Raw genomic sequence first — 25,748 nt, 5'->3', positions numbered from 1 at the left:
TAGGCATGAGTACAGGATTGAGGATAAAATAATAAAGGCACCGCGGTGTATCAGTGACTACATACTATTGTCGGATTATCGGTAGGGAATATAACAGAAGGAAAACGCGAGAAGCGCAAAGGGGTAGGCCGCTTCTATTTTTGCTTGCCCAGCCTCATCTCACTTGCTATTGAAAACCTTGTCCAGAAACTTCACCGTGTAGTTTAGCGTGGGCTCGAACCACGGGTTGAACAGCGGGAACGTGTGCGGCGAATCAGGAAATGAGTGGGTTTCGTGATAGATATGGAAGGCGTCAAGCTGTTTGATCATGTCTTCGCGGCCTGCGTGCATGCGGTCTACTGAGCTGTTGATGAACACGATAGGCGGGGTTTTGCTGGTTACGTGGTTGAGCGCCCCAGCTTGGTGCCACAGTTCGGGCTTCTCGATTTTGGATGCCCCAAACCAGTAAGTGGCTGCCGAAGGACCTTTGCTGTCGTTCCCTTCACCCGACTCAGGGTGAATAAAGGCCAGCGTGCCGTCCACATCCACAATAGCCTGCACGCTATTGGAGTGGTTGGGGTGGCAGCTGGCACCTTCCAGCGCCGGGTCGTGGCTGGTAGTACCAAGCAGGGAAGCCAACTGCCCTCCGGCCGAAAAGCCCCATACGGCAATTCGGGTGGTGTCGATATTATAGGTTTTTGCGTTGGCCCGCATCCAGCGAACGGCGCCTTTTAGGTCGTGCACTGCGGCGGGGTACAATGCTTCGGTGCTCAGCCGGTAGTCGGCCGTGACGGTAACGTAACCATGAGCCGCTACTTGCTGCGCCATCGGCACGTGGTGCGACCGGTCGCCGGAGCGCCAGCCACCGCCAAAAATGAATAGGACCGCCGGATAACCCTGCCTGCGCTTCGCTTTCGGTTGAAACACGTCGAGCTGCAACCTGCGGCTACCAATGGTGCAGTACGTAACGTTGGGTTGAATTCGGATAGTAGTGGGTACGGCCGGCCGCGCAACGCTGATTGCCGGATAGTTTTTCTTTGCCTTGATAAAAGCACTGTGCACGGTAAAGGAAGTGTCGCGCGGAGCCGGTAATTGCTGCGCCGCCACTGGCCGCGTGCTAACAACCAGCAAGCAGGCAAGCAGAAGCAGCGCGGGCAGCAGTGAAAAGGGGCGAAGACTGGTCATGCGTGGCAGCTAGTTATCTTGATTGATCAGGTTGACTACCAACGTAACCATAGTGTCTTTGTCTTCGGGCTTGCTTTCGGCAATAAGTAGGGTAAGGGCTACCAAGGCGTTATCGGCGAGGCGCCGGGAGCCATCGGGCTTGTAAAGACACTGGTTCCGGTCGAGAAACCACACGAACAGGAAGGCCGCAATACGCTTGTTGCCATCAGAAAACGAATGATTCTTCACCACGAAGTAGAGCAGATTGGCCGCTTTTTCCTCCACGCTGGGGTACAGGTCTTCGCCGCCGAAGCTTTGATAAATGCTACGCACCGAACTCTGAAACGACGCGTCCTTTTCCCGGCCAAACAGCACGCTTCCACCAAATTGCTCCCGCAGAATATCCACGGCTTCCAGGCCAGCTTCGTAGGTCAGCTCAAACGACTCCTCACTAGCGGTGCCTTGCACGCGCAGGCGCTGGTGGTCGTACTGATCGAGCACATCCAAGGCGCGGGCATAGTCGCCGAGCACCCGCAGCAGCGCACCAGACTGGCCGGCGGTAAGTTCCTGGTTGGTAGCTATTTCTGCTTGAAGCTTCACCAGCCGCTTCAGGTCGTTCAGTTGCCGGGTGCTTTCGCGCAGGCGCCGCTCATTCAGCGCGTAGCCCTCGACCAGATACTGCCGCAGAATACTGGTAGCCCACTGCCGGAAATGCGTGCCCCGCAACGACTTCACCCGGTAGCCAACCGAAATGATAACATCGAGGTTGTAGTGCTGTACCAGATAATTTTTGCCGTCGGCAGCAGTTGTCCGGGATTTCCGGACAACTGAATCTATTGTGAGCTCCCCTTCTCGAAAAATATTTTGAAGGTGTTCACTGACTGTCTTTTTAGAAACGTCAAACAGCTCCGCCATCTGGGCTTGAGTCAGCCAGACGGTTTCGTTTTGGAGGTGGACTTCCAGTTGGGTTTGCCCGTTAGGCGACTGGTAAAGCAGAATATTAGGAGAAGAGGACATAAAAAACACGCAAGTGGTGGGGCGGCAGCAAGCTACTGCAAATCCGTTGCTGTCCCGCCCAATTGTGCCCCCCTACATCCGCTCCAGCAGCTCATCGAAGGTGCGCAGCAGCTCCGTCCGGACGGCCTCCGGTTCCGCTTCCAGGCGCTGCTCAAATACTTCGCGCTCCGTGAAATCGTGGAGGCTGCGGGTGAGGGGCACGTCGGAATCGTCCGCTTCCCCGAGGGCGCGGAGCTTCACCAACCGAAAGTGGCGGCGGGCCAGCACTTCCAGCTGCTTGCGGTCCAGCGCCTGAATCACCTTGAGCAGGACTTCGGCTACTTCCAGCTGGGTTAGTTCGGAGTGCACCTGCACGTCCACCCAGGCGGGCAGCAGGTAGCCGGTGTTGTCGTAGGAAGTGAGGTCCTGGGTTACTTCGTCGAGGGTGCCGTGGAAGCGCACCAGCCGACGCGCGCCAGGTACGGACAGGGCTTCTAGCGTGTGCAGCTTGCCGCCGTTGAACTCTAGCAGCAGCACTTCTTTGGGGTGGTCGATTTCCGAAAACGACAGCGCAATAGGAGAGCCGGAGTAGCGGATATGCTCCCGGCCGCCCACCCGCTGCGGGCGGTGCAAATGCCCCAGGGCCACGTAATCGAAGATGCTGGGGAAATGGTCGGCTGTAATCTGGCCCAAGTTGCCTACGTGGATAGTGCGCTCCGAATCAGAAGGAGCGGCCCCGGCTGCGTAGAGGTGGCCGGTAGCCAGCACCGGCAAGCCCAACTCTTTCAGCTGCCACACCTGCTCGACTTCCGCCACGCGGCTGTAATGGTCGGCGAGGCCTTGTTTGATGCGGGCTTCACGCTCCTCGGCCGTTTCACCGGGCACCGACAGACGCACGTCCCGGTCGCGCAGGAAGGGTACGGCGCACACCACCAAACCGGGTTTGCCGGTGGCGTCATCAAGCACCAGTACCTGTTCCTCGAAACAATCGGGCACGCAGCCCACCACATGCACACGCAAATGGCGCAACAGCCGCGCCGGAGCGTTGAGCGTAGCCGGGGAGTCGTGGTTGCCGCCTACCACTACAATGTCGCGGCAGCCAGTGGCTTGCATGGCCAGTAGAAACGAGTAATACAGCTCCAGCGCCTGGTTGGAGGGCGAGCCGGTATCGAAAATGTCGCCGGCCACTACTAGCACTTCCACGCGCTGCTCCTGCACCGTGGCCACTAGCCAGTTCAGGAAATGGCGGTGCTCCTCGGTTCGTTCGTGGCCGCTGATAAAGCGCTGGCCCAGGTGCCAATCGGCGGTGTGTAGTACGCGCATGCCGGAAATCGTGACGATGGAAATGCAAAATTAACCTTTGCCGCGCCGATTTTCGCAGTAACCGGGCGCACTCGACCACAACGTTGGCAGGAAGTAGATAAGTTTACTGGTAGTCCGCGGCGCAGAGGTTCTAAGCGGGCAAGACCAAGTAATTGAAGCAAGCCCAATCATGAAAAGCCCCGAAACGCCCGCAGCACCAGTCGGTTCCGTACCCGTCCTTTGTTTGCCGTTGATTTCACTGCGGGTGGGGCTTCCGCAGGCGCTGGGCGTACCCGGCGCGCCGGAAATATTGAACCAGCCCTGGATTTCGGCCCTAGACAAGCAGGTACTAACGGAACCGGTGTGGCTGGATACGCTCAATCTCGCCGGCGACGAGCAAGCCGACCAGCGCAACCACGGCGGCCCCGACCAGGCACTGTGCGCTTACCCTGCCGTGCATTACACGTACTGGGCTGAGCGCTTGGGCTTACCACTGGCGGCCGGTAGTTTCGGCGAAAACCTGACCATCGGCGGAAACTGTACCGAAGCCGATGTGTGCATCGGCGACGTGTTTGCGTTTGGCGAGGCTGTGGTGCAAATATCTCAGCCCCGCTCGCCCTGCTGGAAAATTGCGCGCCGTTGGCAGCTGCCGCTATTTTCGCAGTGGCTCCAGGAAACCGGCTTTACCGGCTGGTACCTGCGGGTGCTACAGCCCGGCTTAGTAAACCCCACCGACGTACTGCATCTGCTGGAAAGGCCTCACCCCGAATGGACGATTGCGCGGGCCAACTCAGCTAAATACGAACTGCGCCACGACCGGGAACTGGTGGCGCAGCTAGCCGCCTGCCCGGCACTGGGGGCACATTGGCGCCGTAAGATGCAAGGCCGCACCGACGGCTCCCTACCCCTCAACGACGACGCCAACCGCCTGGTCGGACCGAATGCCGGGTAGCAGGTCACAGTTATCGTTTTTGAGAATTGACTAAAAACAAAAAGCCCCAACCAAATACCGGTTGGGGCTTTCTGTTTTTGCTGACGATAATTAATGCACTGGCTGCTTCTGGAACGTAGTTATGGCTTCGCCCAAATCATGAACGGGTACGTGGTCGGGGAGGGCAGCGTCTAGGATGCTGGCCCCGGCCGCCGAGCGGTAACCGCCGGCACAGTGTACCAGCACGGGCTTATCGGTGGGTACTTCGTGGGCACGCTCGCGCAGCTCAGGCAGCGGAATGTTCAGCGCATTTTCAAAAACCGGCTGCTGAGCCTCGGTGCGGTTGCGAATGTCCACGATGGTGAAATCCTCGGGCCGGGCGCGTACGTGGTCCACGTCGGTTTCGGGGCTGGTGGCAGGTAGCTGCTGAGGCGTAATCAGGGCGCCTTTGATGTTGACTTCGTAGCCGATTTTAGCGGTTTTGCGCATCACCGTGTCTAGGGCAATCTGCGAATCAGCTAGTAAATAAAACTGCTCCTTCGGGCCAACTACCGAGCCCAGCCAGGTTTCGAACTTGCCGCCATCCATCAGGTTGATGGCGCCGGGCAGGTGGCCGGCCCGAAACTGCTCAGCAGGCCGGGTGTCAATAATAAGGGCACTGGGGTCGAGGGGGGCATCGGGTTGCAGGCGCGGTACCCGCCGGATGCTCTCTTCAAATGGTAGCGCACCTTGCTTGTTGAGCACCACATCATGCCCGAAATACTTGGGCATGAAGGGCTGGTCTTCGAGCAGCACCTTCACAAACTCGTCCTGCGACATGGGCTGCAAGGCGTAGTTGGTTTGCACTTCCTTGCCGATGGTGCTGTCGAGGTCGGTGCTGGTGGTTTTGCCACATAGGCTGCCGGGTCCGTGGGCTGGGTACACCTTGGTACTAGGTGGCAGCGTCATCAACTTCTGGCGGGTGCTATTATACAGGTCAACGGCCAAGTCTTCGCGGGTGTGGCCACCTACGGCGCTGTCTTCGCGCAAGTCAGGCCGGCCCACGTCGCCCACAAACAGGGTATCGCCGGTGAATACGGCGCGGGTGTGGGCAAACTCGTCCATGAGCAGCACGCAAATACTGTCGGGTGAGTGGCCGGGGGTGTTGATGGCGTGCAGCTCCATGTTGCCGAGCGTTATCCGGTCGCCATCATCAAAGGGGTGGTGCGGATAGCTGGCTTTCACCAGTTTGCTGCAATAAATAATAGCGCCGGTTTCCTCGGCTATTTCCAAGTGGCTGCTCACGAAGTCGGCGTGCGGGTGCGTCTCGATGACAGCAATAATGCGCGCGTCGTGCTCGTCGGCGAAGTCGTAGTAGGGTTGGGGGTCGCGGGCCGGGTCGATGATGGCTACCTGGCGGCCACTGCGGATGGCGTAGCTCGCGTGAGATAGGCCTTTATCGTAAAACTGCTGAATTTGCACCGACGCGGTACTACTGGGCAGAGGACTCATGGGGTGATGGATGTGGTGGATGCGCGGCTGGCCGGGAGAGGTGAAGCCGGGCGCATATTCTCAAATATAAGCAAGTGGAATGCTACGTAAACCGAAAACCAGGGAAAAGTATTCTCGGCACGATGCCAAGCAATAAGTAGTAGATGAGCTAGCCAAGGTAACAGCCAGGTAGTTCTTATAGCCGCAAACAGAACGATTGTGCACGAAAAAGCCCCAGCCAAATTAGCTGAGGCTTTTTCAAAGCGTTGGCAAGCAAGCTTAGGCTTTCACTTTCTGCTTCATGCCGCTGGCTTTCATCTTGTCGCGGCGGTTGTCCATTCGCTCGTCGCGCAGTTGGTCGTACTTGGTGAGCTGCTCGGGCGTGAGTACGGCTTTAAGCTGGGTTTCGTATTTGTCGCGCAAAGCCTTCATTTCCTGGCCGGCACCCTGGCGCGAATCGGCGGAGGCGTATTTACCGCGTAGGGTGGCTAGCTCCTGGTTTTCAGCCAACGCAATAGCCTGAATCTTTGTGGTTTGGTCGGCGGTCAGGCCCAATTGCGAGGTGAGGCGCTTGGTCTGCATTTCGGCCCGTTGCTCGGGTGTGCTGCCGCCGCGGCCCTGGCCCATGCGGTTGCCCCGGCCCATCGGGGCCGCATCGGTGGATTGTGCGGAGGCCGCGCCAACGGCAGTTAACAGGCAAGCGGCGAGTATTACAAGCGTCTTTTTCATGAGAAGGTGTGTCTGTGGGGTTGATTATGGCGGGTTAGAGCAACGCGGCACTTCAAGGTTTAATCAGGTTTGGTTCACTGTAGGACAATCACCCACTAGAAGCGGACGAATCCAATAAACGCCTATATTCGGGGCCGGGCAGCCACTTCCAAGTTGCGCTTTCCCGCCACATCACCAACTCAATCCTCTCTCCATCTTACTAAACTGTATGGCAAGTATTTTCGCCAAAAAGCCCCTGGCTCAGCTGCTGGGTGAAGCCAATTCTTCCGGGCATGGCACCCTGAAACGGACGCTGGGCGCGGGCAACCTCGTCGCGCTGGGCGTGGGGGCCATCATCGGGGCCGGTCTGTTTGTGCGCACCGCCGCGGCCGCCGCGCAGGCTTCCGGGCCGGGCGTGACGCTGGCCTTCATTGTGGCCGCCATTGGCTGCGTGTTTGCCGGCTTGTGCTACGCCGAGTTTGCCGCCATGATTCCAATTGCTGGCTCGGCTTACACTTACGCCTACACCACCATGGGCGAGTTTGTGGCCTGGGTGATTGGCTGGGCCCTAATTATGGAATACGCGCTGGGCGCGGCCACTGTGTCCATTGCTTGGAGCGAGTACCTGAATAAGCTGCTGGAAGTCTTTGGCACCAGTATGCCCTATAACCTCAGCCACTCGCCTTTCGAAAGCGCCGTAGTGAACGGGGTTACTGAGCATGGCCTCATCAACTTGCCTGCTTTGCTGGTGATTGTAGCGCTGTCATTGCTGCTCATCAAAGGCACCCAGGAATCGGCTATGTTCAATGCCATTGTGGTATTTCTGAAAGTGGCCATCGTGCTGGTTTTCATTGCAGTAGGCTGGCAGTTCATCAACCCCGCCAACCATAGCCCTTACTTGATTCCAGAAAACGCCGAGCCCGTGAAAAATGCCGCCGGCAAGATTGTGCGCGAGTACACCGATTGGAACAAGCACGGCTGGGGCGGTATCCTGGGTGGCGCGGCCATCGTGTTCTTCGCCTTCATCGGGTTTGATGCCGTGAGTACGGCCGCGCAGGAAGCTAAAAACCCTAAGCGCGACATGCCCATCGGGATTTTGGGTTCTCTGGCCGTATGTACTGTGCTCTACATCCTGTTCGGCCACGTACTGACGGGCGTAGCTAACTGGCGCGAATTTGCCGACCCTGCCAAAGGCGGTGAGGCTTCGGTAACCTACGCCATTAAGGCGCATATGCCGGGCTACGAGTGGCTAAGCACCGCCGTAACGGTGGCTATTCTGCTGGGTTTCTCGTCGGTTATTCTGGTGATGCTGATGGGCCAGAGCCGCGTGTTCTTCTCGATGGCTAAGGACGGTCTGATGCCGAAGGCCTTCTCGGAGTTGCACCCGCGCTTTGCTACGCCTTACAAATCCAACCTGGCCCTGCTGGTGTTTGTGGGTGGGTTTGCCGCTTTCGTGCCCGGCTCACTGGCCGGCGACCTTACCTCATTTGGTACGCTGCTGGCCTTCGTGCTGGTGTCGGCGGGCGTGTGGATCATGCGCCGCTCCGACCCTGCGCAGCACCGGCCGTTCCGGGCGCCGCTGTCGTCGCCGTCGTTCCCCTTCGTGCCTATCATGGGTATTCTGGTGTGCACCAGCATGATTCTGGCCCTCGACGCCTTCACGCTGAAGGTGGCTATGGGCTGGATGTTGCTGGGCTTCGTGGTGTACTTCCTCTATGGTAAGCGCAATTCCATGCTGCAAAAGGGCATTGTAGTGGTGCCCACCGAAATGGACGAGCAGGCCTTCGTGGAACCCGACCCCAAAAACCGCTAAGCAGTACGAACAGTACAGAAACAAAACTCCCCGCTGGCAGCCGCTGGCGGGGAGTTTTGCGTTCAGAAAGGAGGCAGTGCTACTTCTTGGTGGCTTCCTTTACTTCACTTTGCAGCTTGATTACCCGGTCGCCGTTTTCCTGCACGATAACGAAAGCCGGATTGTCGGGGGTGCCATTGCGGGTTATTTCCGAGCCCTTGAGCGTGCGGGTGACGGTTTCTTTGTGGGTTTCTTCGATTTTGCCGGTGGCGGTGCCGGTGCCGTATTTCCAGCTGACGGTAGTGCCTTTGCGCATGGTAAAAAATTAATAACAGTGGAAGATTAGGTGAAAGAGGTGGTGCATGCCCTAATCTTTTTACTGACTAATAGGTGGTTATGTTCCGGTGCTGTGCTTAATTGCGTTGGACTATGGCACTAGTACGAGTATACGAATGCGGGTATTTTTCCGACCAAATGTAACTGTAGGAAGACGAAAAGAGTATGGCTATGAAAAAAACTAGACAATAGAAAGATGCACAGAGTATCGAGTATAACCTATTTTATTTTTTTTGTGAAAAAATATACATTGGGATCATTCTATCAAATAGAAACATCGTTACATTTGAGTTAATAACGGCACTTTTAGTGCGTTGAACAAGTTTTCTTTCCTGATCTGCTTTGGTTCTGCCATTGCTCCGCTTCCCACTTCTGTTTACCTAAACGAAAACAAACAATGCCCTCTAAAATTCTCTCCTTCATTGTACACGTGCCGGGCACAACTCCCGGTTCTTATCCGGCGGTTCCCATGGCTACTACCAAAGCTGAGCGCAAGCAGCAAGAAGTGAAAACGCAGAGCAGCGGCCATTTCACTGCTATCTACGAAAACGACCGTTTCGTTCGTTTCAAGTACATCCACAACCCTCAGTAGAGGCTTCTGAGTCGCTTCGCCTGATGATATGCGCCGCGCTTCCTTCTAGGAGGCGCGGCGCTTCGCATAGTGGGCCCTAGCAGTTTCAGCTAACTTGCAGGTCGACCCCTGCGTTTAGTTGCCCATGTTGCCATCCCATTTTCGTGCTTTTCTGTTTTCCTTCTGTTTTCTGCTGGCTGGTGTGCCCCTGTGGGCGCAGCCAGCAGCACCTACTCCCGACCCGAACGGCTGGTATGGCATTATAGCCCGCAGCAGTGGCCGCTCCCTCGATGTGCGTGGTGGTTCACAGGAAGCCGGGGCGGCCATTGTGCAATGGGAATTTACGCACCCGGCCAGCCAGCAGTGGCGCTTCGTGCCGGTAATACCCGGCGGCGAGTACTACCGCATTGAGGCCCGCCACAGCGGCAAATGCCTGACCGTGGATAAGCCCGACGAAAACGCCCCGCTAATACAGCGGCCGTGGTCGGGTAGCTTCTATCAGCAGTGGAAACTGGTGCCAAGCGGCCCGGCAGGTAGTGTGCAATTGGTAGTGCGAGGCAATGAAAAATGCCTCAGCGTAGCCAATTCCGACAAGTTTAACGGCACGGCCGCTGTGCTTCAGAATCCGCAGAACCGGGCTACGCAACAGTGGCGGCTGTTTCAGCTGCGCCTCAACGTAGATGCCACGCTGCCAGGGTACGGAGTGCCTACTCCCGTAGCTAGCCTCAACACCGGCGGCAACGAGCTACACCCCGTACTGGCCCCCGACGGCGCCACGCTCTACCTAACCCGCACCCGCTTTGCTGGCAATACCGAGGGCAACACCGAATCCGGCGACGCCTGGGCTAGCACATCCAAAGACCAGGGCCAGACCTGGGAACCACCCACCCGCTTCGATGCGCTTAATACCAGCCAGCACAACGGCGTAATGGCCGTAGTAGGCGCACAAGGCAGCAAATTGCTGGTGCGCGGCACATACGAGCGAGACGGCAGCTTCCGCGACGAAGGCGTATCGGTAGTGGCGCGCACGGCTGGTAAAGGCCAGCGCCCTGTGCCAGTAACTATCAAAAGCTACTATTCCTCGGGCCCAGCTACCACGTTTTTCATGACGCCTGACGAGAAAGTATTGCTGCTTTCCCTGGAACGCAGTGACACCGAAGGAGGCAACGACTTGTATATCAGTACACCCGGTCCTGATGGTAGCTGGAGCGAACCGCGCAGACTGGGCAACGTGGTAAACTCGCCGGGCTTCGATTTTGCGCCTTGGCTGGCTCCCGACGGCAAAACCTTGTACTTCAGCTCCTACGGTCACGCGGGCTACGGCAGCGTTGATATTTTCACCAGTACGCGGCTCGATGACTCCTGGACGCAGTGGAGCGTGCCGCGCAACCTTGGACCGTCCATCAACGGGCCCGGCTTCGACGCCTATTTCACCCTTTCGCCCGATAGTAAGCAAGCCTATTATTCGTCGTCGCGGACGGCCAACGGTCCGGCCGACATCTACCGGACGGCTACCAACGTGTTGCCTGCCGCCCCCGATTCGACGGCACCGGTAGCGGCTGTGGTATCGGTTGCCACGCTACCGCGCATGCTGCTCACGGGCCGGGTGCTGAACGCCAAAACCAAGCAGCCGCTGGCCGCCGAAGTGAAGGTAATGCGCCTGGACAACGATTTAGTTTTCAACGCCACCGCTCGCAGTTTACCGGGCACCGGTTCCTACCAGTTCACGCTGCCGCCGGGCCGCTACCGGGTAATGGGTAGCAACGCCACCTTCCTCAACGCCACCGATACTGTGAATATGGCTGGCTCCCGCACCCTCGATTTGCTGCTGGTGCCCGCCGCCGTGGGGTCTAGTCTGGAGTTGCCGACCCTGATTTTCGCTCAAGGCAAATTCACGTTGCTGCCCGCTTCATACGCCGAGCTGAACCGGCTGGCCCGCACGCTCACCGACAACCCCACCGTCAATATTCAGCTGGAAGGCCACACCGATAACCAAGGCAACGCCGACCTCAACCAGAAGCTCTCCGAGGACCGGGTAGGGGAGGTGAGGCGCTACCTCATTACGCGCGGCATTCCCGAAAGCCGCATCCGCGTGGTCGGCTACGGTGGCACCCGGCCCCGCGCCAGCAACGACAAAGAAGAAACCCGCCGCCTCAACCGCCGCGTAGAATTCACGATTGTGAAATAGATGTTGGAGGCTGAGAATCTTGAGTGCTTAGATTTATTGGTGCCATCGACCCGGTGTTGATAGTACAAAGCGGTCCTTTTCAATTTCACTTTCCAAGACCCTAAACTCCCAAAATCCCAAGCCTCTAATACCATGCAAGCCACTATCCTCCGTCAGCTTGATTTGCCTAATCTGCCATCGGCTTCGGGGGTGGAAATAGTGGGCGACACAGTCTACATCATCGGTGACGATTCGCCCTATCTGTATCGTTTCAGCGCCGCTGACCTGAAACCAGGAGAGCCACTGACCTTGTTTGAAACGGCGCATTTCAGCTCTGGGCGCATTGAAAAAGCCATCAAAGCCGATCTGGAAAGTTTAACTGTGCTAACCACTGCCACCGGCGAAATGGGCTTGCTAGTGTGTGGCTCGGGGGCCACGGCCGCGCGCGAAAACGGCTTTTGGGTGCCTATTTCCGCAGCCAGCCATAGCGCCGCTACGGTGTACCCCATTGCCCTGAGTGGCTTGTATGCTCACCTGCGTAAGTCGTTGCCAACGGGCGTGACGCTGAACCTGGAGGCGGTGGCGGCTACAGCTACGGAATTACTACTGTTTCAGCGCACCGTAGGCTCAGCCGTCGGTAACCTTGTGTTTCAACTGCCCCTAGCCGCCACCCTCGACTATTTACAGAACCGCACTACCATGTTGCCTATGGTGCAGCCTATTCGATTTCAGTTGCCGACTATCAATGGTAAGCCTTCTGGATTTTCTGGCGCTTGCGTGTATGATAAGCAACTGTTTGTAACGGCTTCGGTAGAAGATACTACCGATGCAGTGCTGGACGGGGAAGTGCTGGGCAGCTTCGTGGGGCTACTGGACTTGAAGCAGGCCGATAAGCCCGTGTCTTTCGCGCAGCTACAACTACCCAACAACCAGCCCTACCGCGGCAAAGTGGAAAGCGTAGCCGTGCGTCGCCGCATTGCCGCCAACCGCTACGAACTGCTGCTCGTCACCGACGACGACTTGGGCGGTTCTACAGCGGTATTGGTGGAGGTGACGGTATGAATGATTGATTTTTAGCTACTTGTGCTGAATGTTTGGGGCTTATGGAGGTGGGCGCAGAGTGAGCTAGAATCTGCATAGCACAAGCACTACTTAGATGATGCTGCGCAGTAGTGGCAGCGCTAAAGCACGCTGCTACTACTGCGCTCAGCACGGCCGTTGCCCCGCAAGCCCCGCTGAGCGCCGTTGAAACAGAAAAGCTTCAGGCAAGAGCTATCATCTACTTGCTCTTTGCCACTGACTGCGTTTCGCGAATCATACGCAGCATTTCCATGGTCATCATTTGGAGGTGTTCGGTGTTGTTGGTCATGAAGCCCACCATTTCAATCAAGCGGTCCTGCACTTCGCGGTTGTTGGCTGGAATCTGGGAGGTGAGGATGCCGCGCACCAGCCAGATTTCCTTGATGTCCTCGGCCCGTACGCGGTGCACTTGGTAGTGGGAGTTGTCGGAGTGCAGTTCCACGGTGTCGTCGGCGTGTAGGATGGGGGCGTTGATGCGCTTCACCATAATCATGTTTTCGAGCACCACTACGTAGGGGTAGCCGGGGGCTAGGCTGGTCCATTTGTCTACGTAGCTGCACAGCACCATATCCTTGTGCCGGATGATGGGCATCATACTGTCGCTTTCAACCTCAAAAGCCCGCCCACCCTGGATAGGGAAACCGGGTATGGTAAACTTTACGAGGTCTTCAACAAATGATGGGTCGCTGAACTGCCGGCTGTAGCCTGCCTGTGCCGGAATAGGAACCAACGACATGTTCTCCTTGCCAGTGGTATCGGTAGTTACCACCAGCGTCCGGCCGTTATCGGTGCGCAAGGGCAAATGCGTGGTAGTTTCCACCATTACTCCGGTATCTGTTGTAATAGGAGTGGTGTACATCGGTCCCTGCCCCCGAATCAGCCATTCGGCGCTTAGCTCGGGGTAGCGGGTGAGTAGCGTCAGTAGGGTTTCGTAGCTAGGCTTGTTGCGCTGCCGAAGAATGGAATATAGCTTTTCCGGTCGGTCGTAATTCAGTTCTTTAGCTAACTGATTGACCGTAATGGCTTTGTCGGATAGAAAGGCGGCAAATCGTTCGTGCAATTCCATTGGTGCGGTTTTGTTGTAGGCGAAGTAAGGGATATAAAGAACAGTGTGAAACAACAAGTACAACATTTGTACTTGTAGGCAAACGAGAAGCTGACAAAGGCCAGAAAAAACAAGCGAAATAGCGAAGGAAATCGGCCAGCCACAGCTTACGGATGGGTACTGTTACCGATGAAGTTGTAGCCGGCCGTGTTATTCCGTTGCAGTAGTACCTAGCGCTGGTGGTTGCGTAATGGGTCTGTTGGTTGGGGGAGCGCACTACCTTCCGGCTCCACTGCCACCGACGAAATAGCGGCTGCTACCGAGCCGGCCAAAATAAGGTAGCTACCAATAGTAATAACCAGGGCGGGCAATACCACGGGTGTGGTAGTCAGCACTACGCCCAAGGCGCCTAGGGCGGCCCCAATAGCGCGCACTCTGCGGAAGAAACGAGGAGTGGGCATTTTCAGCCGATTCCACACAGTTAGTTTCTGGCTCTGTTCCATGATTGACAGTAAAGGTTAAACGCTATAAAATCAGCCGAAGCGGCTCTCTGATTAGCTCTGAAAGGAATTTGAAGCACGGCTCTACTCCTCATTCAGCCGCGCATTCGGCCACGACCATAGCAACTTCTCCAGCCGCTCGTTGCGCTGGTCCTGCCGGCGTGTAGAGTCCAGCAGCTGGTTCTGGCGTTCCACAGAAACCGTGAGCTGCTTATCCAGCGTTTCCAGCCGTTCGTGGAGGCGGGTGGTGGCCGTTTTGCTTTCCCGGCGCAGCATGGCTACTTCCCGGTTTATGTCGGCGCGGTGTTCCTGTAGCTTCAGCTCAAAAACCTGCCGATACTGCGCTTCCTGTTCGGTGGCCGCCCGCTGGCAGCGGTCCATCTTTTCGAGCAGCACAGCCAGCTGATTATCCTGAAGCCGCCGCTGTTCTTTCAGCGCCTCCACGTCGCGCCAGTTTTTCACGAAATACACCACCGCCGCCGAACCAGCCGTCAGCAGTGAAACCATAATGCCCCAGTAACTGGTAAAATCCTCCATAGCCATAATAGTCAGGAGCCGAATAGCTCGGTACAACAAAATACAACACCACATGCTGTTCGTCACCCCACATCACAAATGTCTGGCAGGATGGATATACAACTAATTACGTGTAAAAGTATATTTATGTTGTATAAAAATCAAATTATTAACAAAATAATATGTAAATATTAGCTGTAGAGAGTAAGAAAGGCCTGTAATTACAACTGAAGCTGTTAGATAGTAGTTCGTACTGCTGAAATATATACAGCAGAATCAGCACATGATTGAGCCAGCCTTCCAGATTTGGAAGTAGTAGACAACACGATCAGGCGCCTTCGGCAGCCTATTTAGCAGGCATCCAACTCAATGCCCGATTCGCCGAGCGACTCTTTTAGCTGGTTTCGGAAAGTGCGCCAATCCGGCATAAACTGGTCCATTAGGCCCCAAAAACGAGCGTTGTGCAGCCGTTCGTGCAGGTGTACTAGCTCGTGTACTACCACGTATTCCAGGCAGTGTGGGGTCCGTTTTATTAAGTCTAGGTTCAGCCAGATGCGTTTTGCCCGGATATTGCAGGTGCCCCAGCGGGTTTTCATCTGCTTCACACCCCACTCCTGCACCTGCACCCCCACCACGTGCTGCCATTGCGCTATCAGGGCCGGGAGCTGCTGCTTGAGCTGTGCCCGGTACCAAGCCGTTAACACCTTTCCACGTTGTTCTACTGAGTCGGTAGCACGCACATACAGTTCGAGAGTCTGGCCGAAGTGGCACACTACCTGCGGGGTCCCACTGGTTATGTGCACTTGCAATATATGTTGTACCCCTTGATAGTAATGGATTTCGCCCGAAACGTACAGTGGGGCCGCTGGCCGCACGCGCGCCTGAAACCGTGCTTGGTGCTTGAGAATCCAGGTGCGGCGGGCCTGCACAAACTGCTCTACATCGGTGGCAGAGGTACGAGTAGGTACGGCCACCCGGATACGGTTGTCGGCGGCGTACACGGTAAGGCGCAGGCTACGGATGTTTTTGCGCACCACTTCCACGCGCAGGTCACCTATCTGTAATTCAGGCATATAGAAACGAGTAAGGCTGCCGTTACCAAATAGTAATAGCTGGAAGCGCTGGTCAGTAGCCCTTCGGCAGCCACGAAAATACCAGTCGTTCATTAATTGGCCAGCACAAACAGTAGTGCTCTTTGGCGGACTTCAGATAACGATGTCAGCCACTGTACCCGCAACACTTGCTGCGGCTTTCGTACTTTGCGGCCATGATAAAGTCGCTATTCCCTTTGCTCGTTTCAGTGAGTTGCTTAACTCTGCCTGGTTGCCAACAACCCCAGTCGGCTGCCTCTAAACCAGAACCCGAAGGTGCGGCATCGGCTGAGGCGGCCCAGACTGGCGCGGCCACTGAAGCGGCTGCCCGCAGTGCCGTGGCGGCCTACGTGCGCCAACAGCCCAATGCTGCACTCTTCCAGCTTGACTCGGCCCGTTTCATGAACCTGGACACGCTTTGGCAAGTGATGGTGCCGCGTACCGACTGGGCGAAACGCATGCCTAATGCCGCTGCTTTTGAAGTAAGCAAGAAAACCGGCCGCGTTACTACGCTGATGGTGAAGTAAGCTCGGTAGTGAGCGAAAAGTGCGCCTATAGCCTGTAAAAGGCCTTTACATCAGATAATACTCATGCGGCGCTATTGGGGCCGGAATGTCCTTCTCTTGCAGCAACTGCTTGAGGTTGATTTCGATGGTCCGGCTGATGGACGTAACGGGCGTATCGGTGGGCTTGTTGGTGAACGGGTCTTGTAGGTAGCGCGCCGTCCGTTCCAGCAGAAAGTACGTGGACGCAATAATCATCAGCACCGGAACTTCCCAAAGGTCAATGGTTTCTACCAAGCCTAGGGATAGTGTACCCAGGAATAGATAGATAAAGAAGTGAATCATGAGCCGGTAGCTCGAAGGAAATACCGTGTTTTTGATTCGCTCGGCTGCGCCCATGGAGTCGCAGAGCCGTACGAGTGTAGAATTGAGCTGCACCTCTTGGAACGAGTTGATGGCCTGTTGCTGAAGCAAGCCCTTGATCTGCTCGGTGTGTAGCGCCAGCAATGCCAGCGGCTTGTTGGTATGGCCTTGCACAAACGCCAACTCCTGGGCCGAAAGGTAAGGCTGCATACTCGGTAGCGGGTCGTGGTTACGTAAGGCTTCTCCTAAACCATAGCACCAGGCTATCTGGCGATAAACGAACGTTTTGAACGGCGAGTCTGCTTCGCCGCGCCGCAGATAACTCTCATCTACAAACCCACTGACCTGCACCACCAATGAGCGGGAATCGTTGACGATGGCGCCCCATATTTTGCGCGCTTCCCACCACCGGTCGTACGACTGGCTGATGTTGAAAGCCAGCAGCAACGAAATAGAACTACCCAGAATAGTAGGCAACTGCAACGGAATAGCGGGCAGGTATTCCGAGAACGTCATTTTCAGTACCTGGAAAACACCGGAAATCAGCAGTACCCGCAGAATATCGGGCCAAATGCGCTTGAAGATGTAACTAACCGGCAGCTTGGTATCTAGCAGCATATGGTGGTAGGAGACAGAAGAGGCTGCCCGCGCCACAGGCAGGCGGTGGATATGTGGTAGATCGGCTGGCGAGCTAGCCTATACGCAGGCACATGCACTCACGTTAACCCACTTTCCACTGAATATATAGCTCAGTTCAATGACTCCAACCGGACTGTATATTGCTATCTGTGCAGCTGTTTATGCCATAAAATGAAAGTTTGTTAATAGAATTCATTAATTGCTGAAATGATAATAAGTATATAGCCTCTCTATAAAGTATAAGTCATTTATTGTCGGGGTTATTCCTTTTCGTCGCTGAGCCCCGCCGATATATTTGCTTAACTCAACAGTAGAGTCTGCTCCTATTTTCATCTCTGACCACACTTTATGGAATCTACTTTTACTCATTTCATCACCACTGCTTCTCCCACTGGAACGGAGCGCACCGTCGGGTTTGATACCATTGATGGGCATTTTGTTTCTCGTGAAGAGGGAGAGGCTGCATTGCAAAGTGGCCGTGCCGTTTTGGTGGGTGGGCTGCTTGTAGGCTTGTTTGTGACCTAAATTCCACGCCTACATCTTTTTCCCTGGCCAACTCCGTTGCGCAAGCCTGACTGCTGCTATAGTAGTCAGGCTTTTTCGTGGGCCGTATGTACCCACGCTTCTCCGGACGAAAGGCGCCGGAAGTGTTGAAACCCACTTTTTGTAGTGTACATGCGACCTTCTACAAGTGGTAAAAGCGTTAATCTAAAACTGGTTTCAACTGTTGAGAGCCTACTCAGCTACCTGGCCATAGCGCTTGTGCCATGAAAAGGTGTTTGAGCTGCTTGAAGCAAAATATCGGCTTGCCGTTATACGTTTACTGTGAGCATCCTAACTTGTATCCATGATGAGTTCAAGATTTCTACCCTGCCTGTCATTACTCTTATTAAGCCTGGGGCCTCTGGCCAGTGAAGCCCAAGTAGTAGGCCCACTACCCGCCGACCCAGCGCGGGCGCTACTACCCACCGCAGCACCCACTACCGCACAGCGCGGGCTGGCCTTGTCATTGCCATTCTTCGATGATTTTACGTCTCCACAAGAGGGGGGCCCAAAAGCAACGAATTGGGAAGCCAGTGGGGTACTCGTCAACAACCGGCTGGCTTTTGAGCCTCCCACGCGCGGGGTGGCCACCTTTGATGGGTTGCGTCGCAACGGCTTGCCCTACGGCAGCGGCGGCTATGGTACTCTCGACACGCTTACTTCTCAGCCCATCGACCTGAGTGGCCGCACTGCTGCCGACCAACTCTACCTGGGTTTTTTCTGGCAGTTGGGCAACGTCAACCCAATACAGCAGCCAAACTCCAACAGCAGCAGCCGTACAGTAAACCTGCAACTGGAGTTCAAAGACAACGCTGGCGTGTGGCAACAGGTGTGGCTGGCACCCAGCAATGGCACCCGCAGCCCGTTTCGTCGCAAAGTCATCACTATCACTCAAACTCGTTTCCTGCACAGCGGATTCCAGTTCCGCTTCCGAGCCACCGGTAACGTACTCACCAACGCCGACAACTGGAGCCTCGACTATGTGCGGCTGGCCCCCTTGCAGCCCCCGCCGCCTCGGGTGGTGGTAGACACGCTGTATCAAGACGTAGCAGTTAGTACCCCGTTGCGCAGCTTATTGGCGCGGGGTACGGCCATGCCCTTTTGGCAATACAATGCCGCGGCCAACCCTTCAAGCCAACTCAACGCCACTACCGGCACCACCGTCAACAACCTAGACCGGAGCGGTATTCCCACGCCGTTGTTGGCCACCGGAGCTTGGCAGCAACGGCCGACTGGGCCGCTGGCATCTTTTCCTGTTACGGCGCCGGTTACTATTCTCAGCAATCAGCAACAGGTAGCCGTAACCGGCAACTTAACTTCTGTTGCCATACCTACTACTGCCGAGCAGAAAACCATTCGGCACCGCATAGCTCTCAATACCAGCGAAGTGGACCCGCTTACGCTCCCCAACGATACCATTTGGCGTGATACCCAACTGGCCGACTACTACGCCTACGACGACGGTACCCCTGAGGCTACCTATACTATCACTCCGTTTGATCAGCCCGGCGTTCGGTATCAGGCCTTGCGCTTTGAACTGAATCGGGCCGACCGAGTGCGTAGCATTCGAGTGAAGCTCATGCCGCTTTATCCGCTGGCAGCAAATCGGCAGTTCACCGTTAATATCTGGGATGCCGACCCTGCGGCGAATGGGCAACCTATGGCTTCGCCTAAAGCCAGCCAGAGCTACACTATTCCGGCTGTGTTGCCAGCCGGTCAAGACTTCATCGAAATAGCCTTTGCTAATCCGGTTGCTGTAAGCGGTACATTTTACGCCGGTTTTGGGCAAGGCTCCACTGGCACGCTAAGTACCAACCCTATTCAATTCGGCTACGACCTAAATAACCCTATGCCGGCCGACGCTTTCTGGCAGTTCATAGGTGCTTGGAGTCAGCCCGTTAGCCCGAATTATCCATCTGGTGCGCTAATGCTGCGGCCAGTGCTCAATAATAATATACTATCCGTAGCGCCAGCGTCGGTGGCCGCGGCCTATGCGCTCTACCCAAACCCCAGCACCGATGGCCAAGTGCAGGTGCAAGGCCGGTATGCGCAAGCCGTAGTGCTCGACGCCCTGGGCCGGGCAGTATGGCAGCAACCCACTACGCAAGTCGGTAGTAATATCTTGGATTTGAAAGCGTTGCCTGCCGGTATATACTTGGTGCAGCTAACTCTAGCCGACCGTTCAACGGTAACCAAGCGGCTAGTGCTAACCAAGTGAGCGGAAGCGGAATCAAACACTGAAGCGGAAGATTTGCTGGGTTTTCAGCACCTTTGTTACTACAAAGCTTCCCCAATCCCTTACTACCACAACCAATGCCTGATATTACTCCTGCTGAGCTAAAGCAGCGCCAAGCTGCCGGCGAACATCCTTTTATCATTGATGTGCGCGAAACCTGGGAAAACGAAGAGGCCCGTATTGAAGGCAGCCAGAATATCCCATTGGGCATGTTGCCGCAAAAGCTCGATGAGCTAGAGGACCATAAGGAGCAAGAAATAATAGTGCACTGCAAAGGAGGTGGCCGCTCGGCTTCTGCCAAAGCCTACCTCACGCAGCAAGGCTTCACTAAAGTTCGTAATCTGGTAGGTGGCTTTCAAGCATACCAGCAAGCCTAACCATAACCAGCTTTTTCAGAAGCGCCGGCCTCTTGTTCCGCAGAGAGCCGGCGCTTTTTGCGTACTAATAGTTCGATGTTACAGGTATGGGTATTGAATAATCTTAAAAAATTTAATTGTGCACAATTAAACATTGTGCAATCAAATCCGTTTACCACTTATATACGATGGCTACTTCTCTCAACTCTGCTCCGGAAAACGAAGTGCTAAAGCTGGACAACCAGCTTTGTTTTCCACTTTATGCTGTTTCGCGGATGCTTACTAAGGCGTATCAGCCGTACCTGCTGGCGCTAGACCTCACGTATCCGCAGTACTTGGTGTTTCTGCTGCTGTGGGAGCAGGAGCCGCTCACCGTGAAGGAGATAGGGGAGAAGCTATTGCTCGATTCGGGTACGCTCACGCCGCTGCTCAAGCGCATGGAGCAGAAGCAGTGGGTAAGCCGCCAGCGCGACCCGCACGATGAGCGCTCCGTTGTTATCGGGCTGCTACCAGCCGGGCGGGCCTTGCAAGCGCAGGCCTGCCAAATTCCCGAGCAAATCCTGACCAAGCTAAATATGTCGGCAGCAGAATTCACTGCCTTACGCACCCAACTCAACCAGTTGCTTTCTCAACTGACGTAAGCAACCAAGCTTTTTTCTCTTCCCCTTCTTTCTCTCTTTTATGAAAATCGAAAAAGTTTTCACTGCACAGGCAAAAGCTAAAGGTGGCCGCGATGGTCGTATTTCTTCTGAAGACCAGGTCTTGGACCTAGGTTTGAGCACGCCTAAAGCCATGGGAGGCCCCGGCAAGCCGGGTACCACCAACCCCGAGCAGCTGTTTGCGGCAGCTTACGCCTCGTGCTTTGAAGGCGCGCTGGGCGTTGCCGCCCGCCAGGCCAGCGTGAAGCTGGAGGGCGTGACTGTAGAAGCACTTATCGGTTTTGGGAAAGCAGAAGACGGTGGCTACGGCATCTCCGCCGACTTGCACATCAATATTCCCGGTATCGAGCAGGGCCAAGCTGAACAACTGGTGGAGGCCGCTCACGGCATTTGCCCCTATTCGCGGGCTACGCGTGGCAACATTGAGGTAAACCTCACCACGACCACCAACGCCTAAGCCTGCTGCGTAGCAGGTAAAGTTATTCGGAGCGGGATGGCAGTTGTTCGTCTTGCTCCGAATGTTTTTTCACTGATTTCCAATCTTATGAATACGCAAACCATCTTACTGGCCAGCCGCCCCAACGGCACGCCTACTGCCGAGCAATTCCGTTTTGAAAGCCGCGAAGTACCCGCGCCTACCGCTAACCAAGTGCTGCTCAAAACCCTTTACGTGTCCGTTGACCCCTACATGCGGGGCCGGATGAGTGCCGCCAAATCGTACGTGGCGCCTTTCGAGGTGGGGCAGCCTATTGCGGGCGGCGTTGTGGCCGAAGTGGTGGAAAGCCATAGCGACAAGCTGCCGGTAGGAAGCGTGGTAGTTGGTAATCTGCCTTGGCAGCAGTTCAACGTAGCCGATGCCCAAACGGTCAACCAAGTACCCGCCGATAAGGCGCCAGCCAGCTATTTTCTGGGGTTGCTAGGCATGCCCGGTCTGACGGCCTACTTCGGTTTGCTGGATATCTGCCAGCCCAAAGCCGGCGAAACAGTAGTGGTATCGGGTGCGGCGGGTGCCGTCGGTATGATTGTGGGCCAACTGGCTAAAATCCAGGGTGCTCGCGTAATTGGCACGGCCGGCTCCGATGAGAAAGTGGCGTATCTGAAAGAGCTGGGCTTCGACGAGGCCATCAATTACAAAACTACGCCCGATATAGCCCAGGCCCTAGCTGCTGCTGCCCCCAACGGCATCGACTGCTACTTCGACAACGTGGGCGGCGCCATTACCGACGCCGTGTACGACCAGCTCAACAAGCACGCCCGTATTGCTCTCTGCGGCCAGATTTCCACTTACAATGCCACCGAAGCGCCGGTTGGCCCGCGCCCAGAAGGCAAACTGCTCAAAACCAGCACCAAGCTGCAAGGCTTCATCGTAAGCGACTACCTCGACCGGTGGCCTGAAGGTGTAAAGCAACTCACCGAATGGTACACCCAAGGCAAGCTAAAGGGCGAGGAAACCGTCACGGAAGGCTTCGACCAGATTCCGGCGGCTTTCCTGGGTCTGTTTAAAGGTGAGAATACCGGCAAAGCCGTGGTAAAAGTGGCTTAGTGCTTTGCTAGCCTAATTGCCACCTCTTTTTCCTTCGTGCCATGACCGATTCCAGTGCCATTATTTGCGTATCCGCCGAATGGCGTACGCAGCCCGAACACGCTGAAACTGTCCGTAACCTGATGGTGCAAGCCGCGGCGGCAGTGCGTGAACAAGAGCCGGGCAATCTGCTCTACATAGGTCATCAGAACCCCAAAGACCCGACCCATTTTCTGTTCTATGAACAGTACGCCAACCAAGCTGCTTTGGAAGCGCATGTAGCTTCCAGCCATTACAAGCAGCTGGTTGCCGATCAAATTGTGCCCCTGCTTATCGAGCGCACCGTAACGCTGTATAAGCTACTAGCTTAAGTGGCAGGCCGCTCCCTTTTCTTCACCCTATTACAACAACTCCCATGAATATTCTGATGGTTTTGACTTCCCACGATCAGCTGGGTGATACAGGCAAGAAAACCGGCTTTTGGCTGGAAGAATTTGCCGCGCCATACTACGTGTTTCAGGATGCTGGAGCCACGCTCACGCTGGCGTCCCCGAAGGGCGGGCAGCCACCGCTCGACCCCAAAAGCGACGACCCTAGCGCCCAAACCGAAGCCACTGAGCGTTTCAAGCAAGACCCCGCCGCTCAACAGGTCTTGGCCAATACAGTGAAATTATCTATGGTTTCGGTGGCCGACTACGACGCTATTTTCTACCCCGGCGGCCACGGCCCGCTGTGGGACTTGGCTGAGGATGCCACTTCCATTGCCCTACTTGAAGCCGCTTATGCTGCCGGAAAGCCAATAGCGGCCGTGTGCCACGCGCCGGGTGTTTTGCGGCATGTAAAAGCTACCGATGGCTCTTCGCTGGTGAAAGGCAAAGCGGTGGCGGGCTTCACCAATACCGAGGAAGACGCTGTGCAGCTAACCGATATTGTGCCGTTTTTGGTGGAAGATATGCTGAAAGAAAACGGTGGTAATTACTCTAAAGGGCCCGATTGGCAGCCGTACGTAGTAACGGCTGGCAACCTAATTACAGGCCAAAACCCGGCATCTTCAGAGCCAGCCGCTCAGGAGCTACTGAAGCTGTTGAAGAAGTAACCAAAAGCGTAAACAAGATAAAACCCGCCCCCGCATTCCTTTACAGGAGTGCGGGGGCGGGTTTTTTGTGACAACAAACGTTGGCTCTTATGCCTCCAAGCGCCCGTCGGGGGCGTAGTGCAGCTCTCCTAGTTCCACTAGCTCGCGCAGCTGTTCGGTTACGATAACTGCTTGGCCAGGAGTGAAATTACCTAGCACTTCGCGCGGCGTTTGGGGGGTGGTGCGCAGAAGGGTCAATAGCTGCTCTCGTAACGCAGGGGAGGGGGTAACTGTCTGTTTGGCCTTCTTCTTCGCCAGGCAAAAGTCGCACACCTGACAGGGGGCGGCGTCGGTTTCGCCGAAATACTCCAGCAACAACTGCTGCCGGCAGCGCCCCCCCGCCGCATACCGTATCACCGACTCGGTTTTCAAGCGCGCTTGCTCCCGGGTGTCGTTGAGCTGCTTTTGGTTGAGGGGCAGATTGTCGGCATCGTAGCGGGGCGTAGTGAACAGCGCCTGTGGTGAGTCGTGGCGAGGCTGGTATTGGATGATGCTGGAGCGGTGCAGAAACAGCAGCATCTTACGCACTTCCACCACACTCAGCTTCAGGTGCTGGGCCAAGCTGTTTTCGGAAATCCGCTGAAACCCAGCAAACAACTCGCCCCCGTGAAATCGGAGCAGGCTTTTGATGAGCTGGTCGTGCTGGACATTGGCTACCTGAAAACGATACAGATCGGTGTGGTTTATGGGGATGAACACCCGTGCCGGGTCGTTGGCAGCTTCGTTCAGCTGCACGTATCCTTCGCGGGCCAAAATCCGGAGACTGTTGTGGGCATCCAGGGCTTTGATGCGGTACGTTTCGGCAAACTGTTGGATATCGAAATCAAATGCCACCAACTCACCGCCGCCCGCCGCCGTGCGAGAAAAATTGGCTAAAGCTTGATACACCCGGCGTACTGTATCGAGTGGTGGATGGGCCTGCTGAGTGCGGCGGCGCAGTTCGTCAGCGTCGTTGGGGCCGTCGAGGAGCACGGCAAAGGCGTATTTTTCGTCGCGGCCGGCGCGGCCTGCTTCCTGGTAGTAGGCCTCCAAGTTATCAGGCGCATCTAGGTGCACTACCAATCGTACATCGGGCTTGTCGATGCCCATCCCGAAAGCGTTGGTAGCCACTATGCAATGCGTTTTGTTCTGCATCCAATCTTGCTGGGTGCGGGTGCGCTGGTCGGTGGGCAAGCCGGCATGATAGGCGGCAGCGCGTAGCCCGTGTTGTTGCAGGTAGGCAGCTGTTTCCTCGGTTTGGCGGCGGGTGCGGGCATACACAATACTGGTTTTGCCGATGCCTACCCCGCGCACCACTTCCAGCAGCCGGCGCAGTTTGTCCTCGGTAGCCAGCACCGAATACGACAGGTTAGGCCGCGCAAAGCTCTGCTGAAATACTTGGTAATTGGGGCTGAATTGCAGCCGCTCCACAATTTCGGTTCGCACTCGCTCAGTGGCCGTAGCAGTGAGGGCCATGCAAGGTACTCCCGGTAGCAACGCCCGCAACTCGGCAATGCGCAGATACGGTGGCCGAAAATCGTGGCCCCATTGCGAGAGGCAGTGCGCCTCATCTACGGCCAGCAGATTTACCCGCATCTTGCCTACCCGCGCCCGGAACATATCTGTCAGCAACCGCTCGGGGCTCACATACAAGAACTTCACCGGGCCATACACGCAGTTGTCGAGCGTCTGGTCGATTTCCTGGTGGCTCATGCCCGCGTACACCGCCTCTGCTTTAATACCGCGCTTGCGCAGGTTTTCCACTTGGTCCTTCATCAGCGCAATTAGCGGCGACACCACCAAGCATAGGCCGTCGCGGGCTAAAGCGGGTACCTGAAAGCAGATACTCTTGCCGCCGCCTGTCGGCAAGAGTGCCAGCACATCTTGGCCCGCCAGCACCGCCCGGATGATGTCTTCCTGCAACGGCCGGAACGCAGAGTGCCCCCAGGTTTGGCGCAGTACGTGCAGAATATCGTCGGTGGGTGCTGGCAAAGGAAGAAGCTGGTGTGGCGGCAATACGAAGGTACAACCAGCCCTTCGGAAAGGAAAATGCTTGTCAATATAGAGCAACGTCAAGCCATAGTTGACAATGAAAATAGTACTTATCGGTACTTGTGTGTAGTTGTAAGGAGGAGCTTGTGTCAGGGTAAAATATTATTGATTTT

Annotated in this window: 26 protein-coding genes; 14 read left to right on the top strand and 12 right to left on the bottom strand. The window is 55.9% G+C overall.

Annotated features, from left to right (window positions below):
- Positions 1–159: 159 nt before the first annotated feature.
- From G536_RS0112210 to sbcD, 3 genes are all read right to left on the bottom strand, one after another.
- A complete protein-coding gene (locus G536_RS0112210; protein WP_071837713.1) occupies positions 160–1,164 on the bottom strand; it encodes an alpha/beta hydrolase family protein in 1,005 nt (334 codons plus the stop codon).
- A 9-nt stretch (positions 1,165–1,173) separates the two neighbouring features.
- Entirely contained in the window at positions 1,174–2,160 is a 987-nt protein-coding gene (locus G536_RS0112205) for a virulence RhuM family protein/type II toxin-antitoxin system death-on-curing family toxin (RefSeq protein WP_022823880.1), read from the bottom strand.
- Between the two features lie 72 nt (positions 2,161–2,232).
- Positions 2,233–3,462 carry an exonuclease subunit SbcD gene (gene sbcD / locus G536_RS0112200; protein WP_022823879.1) on the bottom strand — a complete coding sequence of 410 codons (1,230 nt, stop codon included), beginning with the start codon at positions 3,460–3,462 and terminating at the stop codon, positions 2,233–2,235.
- Positions 3,463–3,631: 169 nt separating this feature from the next.
- Between sbcD and G536_RS0112195 the strand changes: the two genes are divergently transcribed.
- Positions 3,632–4,393, top strand: coding sequence for an MOSC domain-containing protein (locus G536_RS0112195; protein WP_051166939.1), 762 nt, complete (start codon positions 3,632–3,634; stop codon positions 4,391–4,393).
- Between the two features lie 90 nt (positions 4,394–4,483).
- Here the strand turns inward: G536_RS0112195 and G536_RS0112190 are convergent, their stop codons facing one another.
- On the bottom strand, positions 4,484–5,863 hold the full coding sequence (locus tag G536_RS0112190) for an MBL fold metallo-hydrolase (RefSeq protein WP_022823878.1): 1,380 nt from the start codon (positions 5,861–5,863) through the stop codon (positions 4,484–4,486).
- Between the two features lie 258 nt (positions 5,864–6,121).
- Positions 6,122–6,571 carry a Spy/CpxP family protein refolding chaperone gene (locus G536_RS0112185; RefSeq protein ID WP_022823877.1) on the bottom strand — a complete coding sequence of 150 codons (450 nt, stop codon included), beginning with the start codon at positions 6,569–6,571 and terminating at the stop codon, positions 6,122–6,124.
- Between the two features lie 208 nt (positions 6,572–6,779).
- Here G536_RS0112185 and G536_RS27605 point away from each other — a divergent pair, with 208 nt between their 5' ends.
- Positions 6,780–8,363 carry an amino acid permease gene (locus tag G536_RS27605; protein ID WP_022823876.1) on the top strand — a complete coding sequence of 528 codons (1,584 nt, stop codon included), beginning with the start codon at positions 6,780–6,782 and terminating at the stop codon, positions 8,361–8,363.
- 79 nt (positions 8,364–8,442) lie between these two features.
- Here the strand turns inward: G536_RS27605 and G536_RS0112175 are convergent, their stop codons facing one another.
- Positions 8,443–8,658 carry a hypervirulence associated TUDOR domain-containing protein gene (locus G536_RS0112175; RefSeq protein WP_022823875.1) on the bottom strand — a complete coding sequence of 72 codons (216 nt, stop codon included), beginning with the start codon at positions 8,656–8,658 and terminating at the stop codon, positions 8,443–8,445.
- Between the two features lie 417 nt (positions 8,659–9,075).
- Between G536_RS0112175 and G536_RS0112170 the strand changes: the two genes are divergently transcribed.
- The 3 genes from G536_RS0112170 (at position 9,076) to G536_RS0112160 (ending at position 12,478) form a co-directional block, all read left to right on the top strand.
- Positions 9,076–9,270 carry a hypothetical protein gene (locus tag G536_RS0112170; protein WP_022823874.1) on the top strand — a complete coding sequence of 65 codons (195 nt, stop codon included), beginning with the start codon at positions 9,076–9,078 and terminating at the stop codon, positions 9,268–9,270.
- 124 nt (positions 9,271–9,394) lie between these two features.
- Positions 9,395–11,437: an RICIN domain-containing protein gene (locus G536_RS0112165; RefSeq protein ID WP_022823873.1), complete on the top strand. Its 2,043-nt coding sequence runs from the start codon at positions 9,395–9,397 to the stop codon at positions 11,435–11,437.
- Positions 11,438–11,569: 132 nt separating this feature from the next.
- Positions 11,570–12,478 carry a DUF6929 family protein gene (locus G536_RS0112160; protein WP_022823872.1) on the top strand — a complete coding sequence of 303 codons (909 nt, stop codon included), beginning with the start codon at positions 11,570–11,572 and terminating at the stop codon, positions 12,476–12,478.
- A 217-nt stretch (positions 12,479–12,695) separates the two neighbouring features.
- Here the strand turns inward: G536_RS0112160 and G536_RS0112155 are convergent, their stop codons facing one another.
- The 4 genes from G536_RS0112155 to G536_RS0112140 form a co-directional block, all read right to left on the bottom strand.
- Entirely contained in the window at positions 12,696–13,562 is an 867-nt protein-coding gene (locus G536_RS0112155; RefSeq protein ID WP_169515086.1) for a S24 family peptidase, read from the bottom strand.
- A 209-nt stretch (positions 13,563–13,771) separates the two neighbouring features.
- Positions 13,772–14,044: a hypothetical protein gene (locus G536_RS27600; RefSeq protein ID WP_022823870.1), complete on the bottom strand. Its 273-nt coding sequence runs from the start codon at positions 14,042–14,044 to the stop codon at positions 13,772–13,774.
- Positions 14,045–14,125: 81 nt separating this feature from the next.
- Positions 14,126–14,548, bottom strand: coding sequence for a hypothetical protein (locus tag G536_RS0112145; protein WP_169515085.1), 423 nt, complete (start codon positions 14,546–14,548; stop codon positions 14,126–14,128).
- A gap of 359 nt (positions 14,549–14,907) precedes the next feature.
- On the bottom strand, positions 14,908–15,630 hold the full coding sequence (locus G536_RS0112140; RefSeq protein WP_022823868.1) for a M48 family metallopeptidase: 723 nt from the start codon (positions 15,628–15,630) through the stop codon (positions 14,908–14,910).
- Positions 15,631–15,857: 227 nt separating this feature from the next.
- On the opposite strand from G536_RS0112140, the gene G536_RS0112135 reads away from it, so the two are divergent.
- Positions 15,858–16,175, top strand: a complete 318-nt coding sequence (locus G536_RS0112135; RefSeq protein ID WP_157530594.1) for a hypothetical protein — start codon at positions 15,858–15,860, stop codon at positions 16,173–16,175.
- A 45-nt stretch (positions 16,176–16,220) separates the two neighbouring features.
- On the opposite strand, the gene G536_RS0112130 is transcribed toward G536_RS0112135, so the two are convergent.
- A complete protein-coding gene (locus G536_RS0112130) occupies positions 16,221–17,132 on the bottom strand; it encodes a bestrophin family protein (RefSeq protein WP_022823866.1) in 912 nt (303 codons plus the stop codon).
- Positions 17,133–17,501: 369 nt separating this feature from the next.
- On the opposite strand from G536_RS0112130, the gene G536_RS32165 reads away from it, so the two are divergent.
- The 8 genes from G536_RS32165 (at position 17,502) to G536_RS0112095 (ending at position 23,565) form a co-directional block, all read left to right on the top strand.
- Entirely contained in the window at positions 17,502–17,678 is a 177-nt protein-coding gene (locus tag G536_RS32165; protein WP_157530592.1) for a hypothetical protein, read from the top strand.
- Positions 17,679–18,000: 322 nt separating this feature from the next.
- Entirely contained in the window at positions 18,001–19,914 is a 1,914-nt protein-coding gene (locus tag G536_RS0112125) for a T9SS type A sorting domain-containing protein (RefSeq protein WP_084708598.1), read from the top strand.
- A gap of 95 nt (positions 19,915–20,009) precedes the next feature.
- Positions 20,010–20,309 (top strand): rhodanese-like domain-containing protein, encoded by a 300-nt coding sequence (locus G536_RS0112120; RefSeq protein WP_022823864.1) that lies wholly within the window; start codon positions 20,010–20,012, stop codon positions 20,307–20,309.
- 167 nt (positions 20,310–20,476) lie between these two features.
- Complete coding sequence (locus tag G536_RS0112115) at positions 20,477–20,929, top strand: MarR family winged helix-turn-helix transcriptional regulator (RefSeq protein WP_022823863.1); 453 nt, start codon at positions 20,477–20,479, stop codon at positions 20,927–20,929.
- 40 nt (positions 20,930–20,969) lie between these two features.
- Positions 20,970–21,404, top strand: coding sequence for an organic hydroperoxide resistance protein (locus tag G536_RS0112110; RefSeq protein ID WP_022823862.1), 435 nt, complete (start codon positions 20,970–20,972; stop codon positions 21,402–21,404).
- Positions 21,405–21,491: 87 nt separating this feature from the next.
- A complete protein-coding gene (locus G536_RS0112105) occupies positions 21,492–22,490 on the top strand; it encodes an NADP-dependent oxidoreductase (protein WP_022823861.1) in 999 nt (332 codons plus the stop codon).
- Between the two features lie 41 nt (positions 22,491–22,531).
- Positions 22,532–22,840 carry a putative quinol monooxygenase gene (locus tag G536_RS0112100; RefSeq protein ID WP_022823860.1) on the top strand — a complete coding sequence of 103 codons (309 nt, stop codon included), beginning with the start codon at positions 22,532–22,534 and terminating at the stop codon, positions 22,838–22,840.
- A gap of 44 nt (positions 22,841–22,884) precedes the next feature.
- Positions 22,885–23,565, top strand: a complete 681-nt coding sequence (locus G536_RS0112095; protein ID WP_022823859.1) for a type 1 glutamine amidotransferase domain-containing protein — start codon at positions 22,885–22,887, stop codon at positions 23,563–23,565.
- An 87-nt stretch (positions 23,566–23,652) separates the two neighbouring features.
- Here G536_RS0112095 and G536_RS0112090 read toward each other — a convergent pair whose 3' ends face one another.
- A complete protein-coding gene (locus G536_RS0112090) occupies positions 23,653–25,575 on the bottom strand; it encodes a RecQ family ATP-dependent DNA helicase (RefSeq protein ID WP_022823858.1) in 1,923 nt (640 codons plus the stop codon).
- Positions 25,576–25,748 lie beyond the last annotated feature (173 nt).

The organism is Hymenobacter norwichensis DSM 15439, from assembly GCF_000420705.1.
Classification (GTDB): domain Bacteria; phylum Bacteroidota; class Bacteroidia; order Cytophagales; family Hymenobacteraceae; genus Hymenobacter; species Hymenobacter norwichensis.
The sequence above is the reverse complement of the archived record's forward strand: the minus strand, read 5'-3'. Positions and strand labels throughout refer to the sequence as shown.

Coding starts and splice junctions, on each gene's coding strand:
- G536_RS0112210 (WP_071837713.1), bottom strand. CDS start 1,164: ATGACCAGTCTTCGCCCCTTTTCACTGCTGCCCGCGCTGCTTCTGCTT.
- G536_RS0112205 (WP_022823880.1), bottom strand. CDS start 2,160: ATGTCCTCTTCTCCTAATATTCTGCTTTACCAGTCGCCTAACGGGCAA.
- sbcD (WP_022823879.1), bottom strand. CDS start 3,462: ATGCGCGTACTACACACCGCCGATTGGCACCTGGGCCAGCGCTTTATC.
- G536_RS0112195 (WP_051166939.1), top strand. CDS start 3,632: ATGAAAAGCCCCGAAACGCCCGCAGCACCAGTCGGTTCCGTACCCGTC.
- G536_RS0112190 (WP_022823878.1), bottom strand. CDS start 5,863: ATGAGTCCTCTGCCCAGTAGTACCGCGTCGGTGCAAATTCAGCAGTTT.
- G536_RS0112185 (WP_022823877.1), bottom strand. CDS start 6,571: ATGAAAAAGACGCTTGTAATACTCGCCGCTTGCCTGTTAACTGCCGTT.
- G536_RS27605 (WP_022823876.1), top strand. CDS start 6,780: ATGGCAAGTATTTTCGCCAAAAAGCCCCTGGCTCAGCTGCTGGGTGAA.
- G536_RS0112175 (WP_022823875.1), bottom strand. CDS start 8,658: ATGCGCAAAGGCACTACCGTCAGCTGGAAATACGGCACCGGCACCGCC.
- G536_RS0112170 (WP_022823874.1), top strand. CDS start 9,076: ATGCCCTCTAAAATTCTCTCCTTCATTGTACACGTGCCGGGCACAACT.
- G536_RS0112165 (WP_022823873.1), top strand. CDS start 9,395: ATGTTGCCATCCCATTTTCGTGCTTTTCTGTTTTCCTTCTGTTTTCTG.
- G536_RS0112160 (WP_022823872.1), top strand. CDS start 11,570: ATGCAAGCCACTATCCTCCGTCAGCTTGATTTGCCTAATCTGCCATCG.
- G536_RS0112155 (WP_169515086.1), bottom strand. CDS start 13,562: ATGGAATTGCACGAACGATTTGCCGCCTTTCTATCCGACAAAGCCATT.
- G536_RS27600 (WP_022823870.1), bottom strand. CDS start 14,044: ATGGAACAGAGCCAGAAACTAACTGTGTGGAATCGGCTGAAAATGCCC.
- G536_RS0112145 (WP_169515085.1), bottom strand. CDS start 14,548: ATGGTTTCACTGCTGACGGCTGGTTCGGCGGCGGTGGTGTATTTCGTG.
- G536_RS0112140 (WP_022823868.1), bottom strand. CDS start 15,630: ATGCCTGAATTACAGATAGGTGACCTGCGCGTGGAAGTGGTGCGCAAA.
- G536_RS0112130 (WP_022823866.1), bottom strand. CDS start 17,132: ATGCTGCTAGATACCAAGCTGCCGGTTAGTTACATCTTCAAGCGCATT.
- G536_RS32165 (WP_157530592.1), top strand. CDS start 17,502: ATGGAATCTACTTTTACTCATTTCATCACCACTGCTTCTCCCACTGGA.
- G536_RS0112125 (WP_084708598.1), top strand. CDS start 18,001: ATGATGAGTTCAAGATTTCTACCCTGCCTGTCATTACTCTTATTAAGC.
- G536_RS0112120 (WP_022823864.1), top strand. CDS start 20,010: ATGCCTGATATTACTCCTGCTGAGCTAAAGCAGCGCCAAGCTGCCGGC.
- G536_RS0112115 (WP_022823863.1), top strand. CDS start 20,477: ATGGCTACTTCTCTCAACTCTGCTCCGGAAAACGAAGTGCTAAAGCTG.
- G536_RS0112110 (WP_022823862.1), top strand. CDS start 20,970: ATGAAAATCGAAAAAGTTTTCACTGCACAGGCAAAAGCTAAAGGTGGC.
- G536_RS0112105 (WP_022823861.1), top strand. CDS start 21,492: ATGAATACGCAAACCATCTTACTGGCCAGCCGCCCCAACGGCACGCCT.
- G536_RS0112100 (WP_022823860.1), top strand. CDS start 22,532: ATGACCGATTCCAGTGCCATTATTTGCGTATCCGCCGAATGGCGTACG.
- G536_RS0112095 (WP_022823859.1), top strand. CDS start 22,885: ATGAATATTCTGATGGTTTTGACTTCCCACGATCAGCTGGGTGATACA.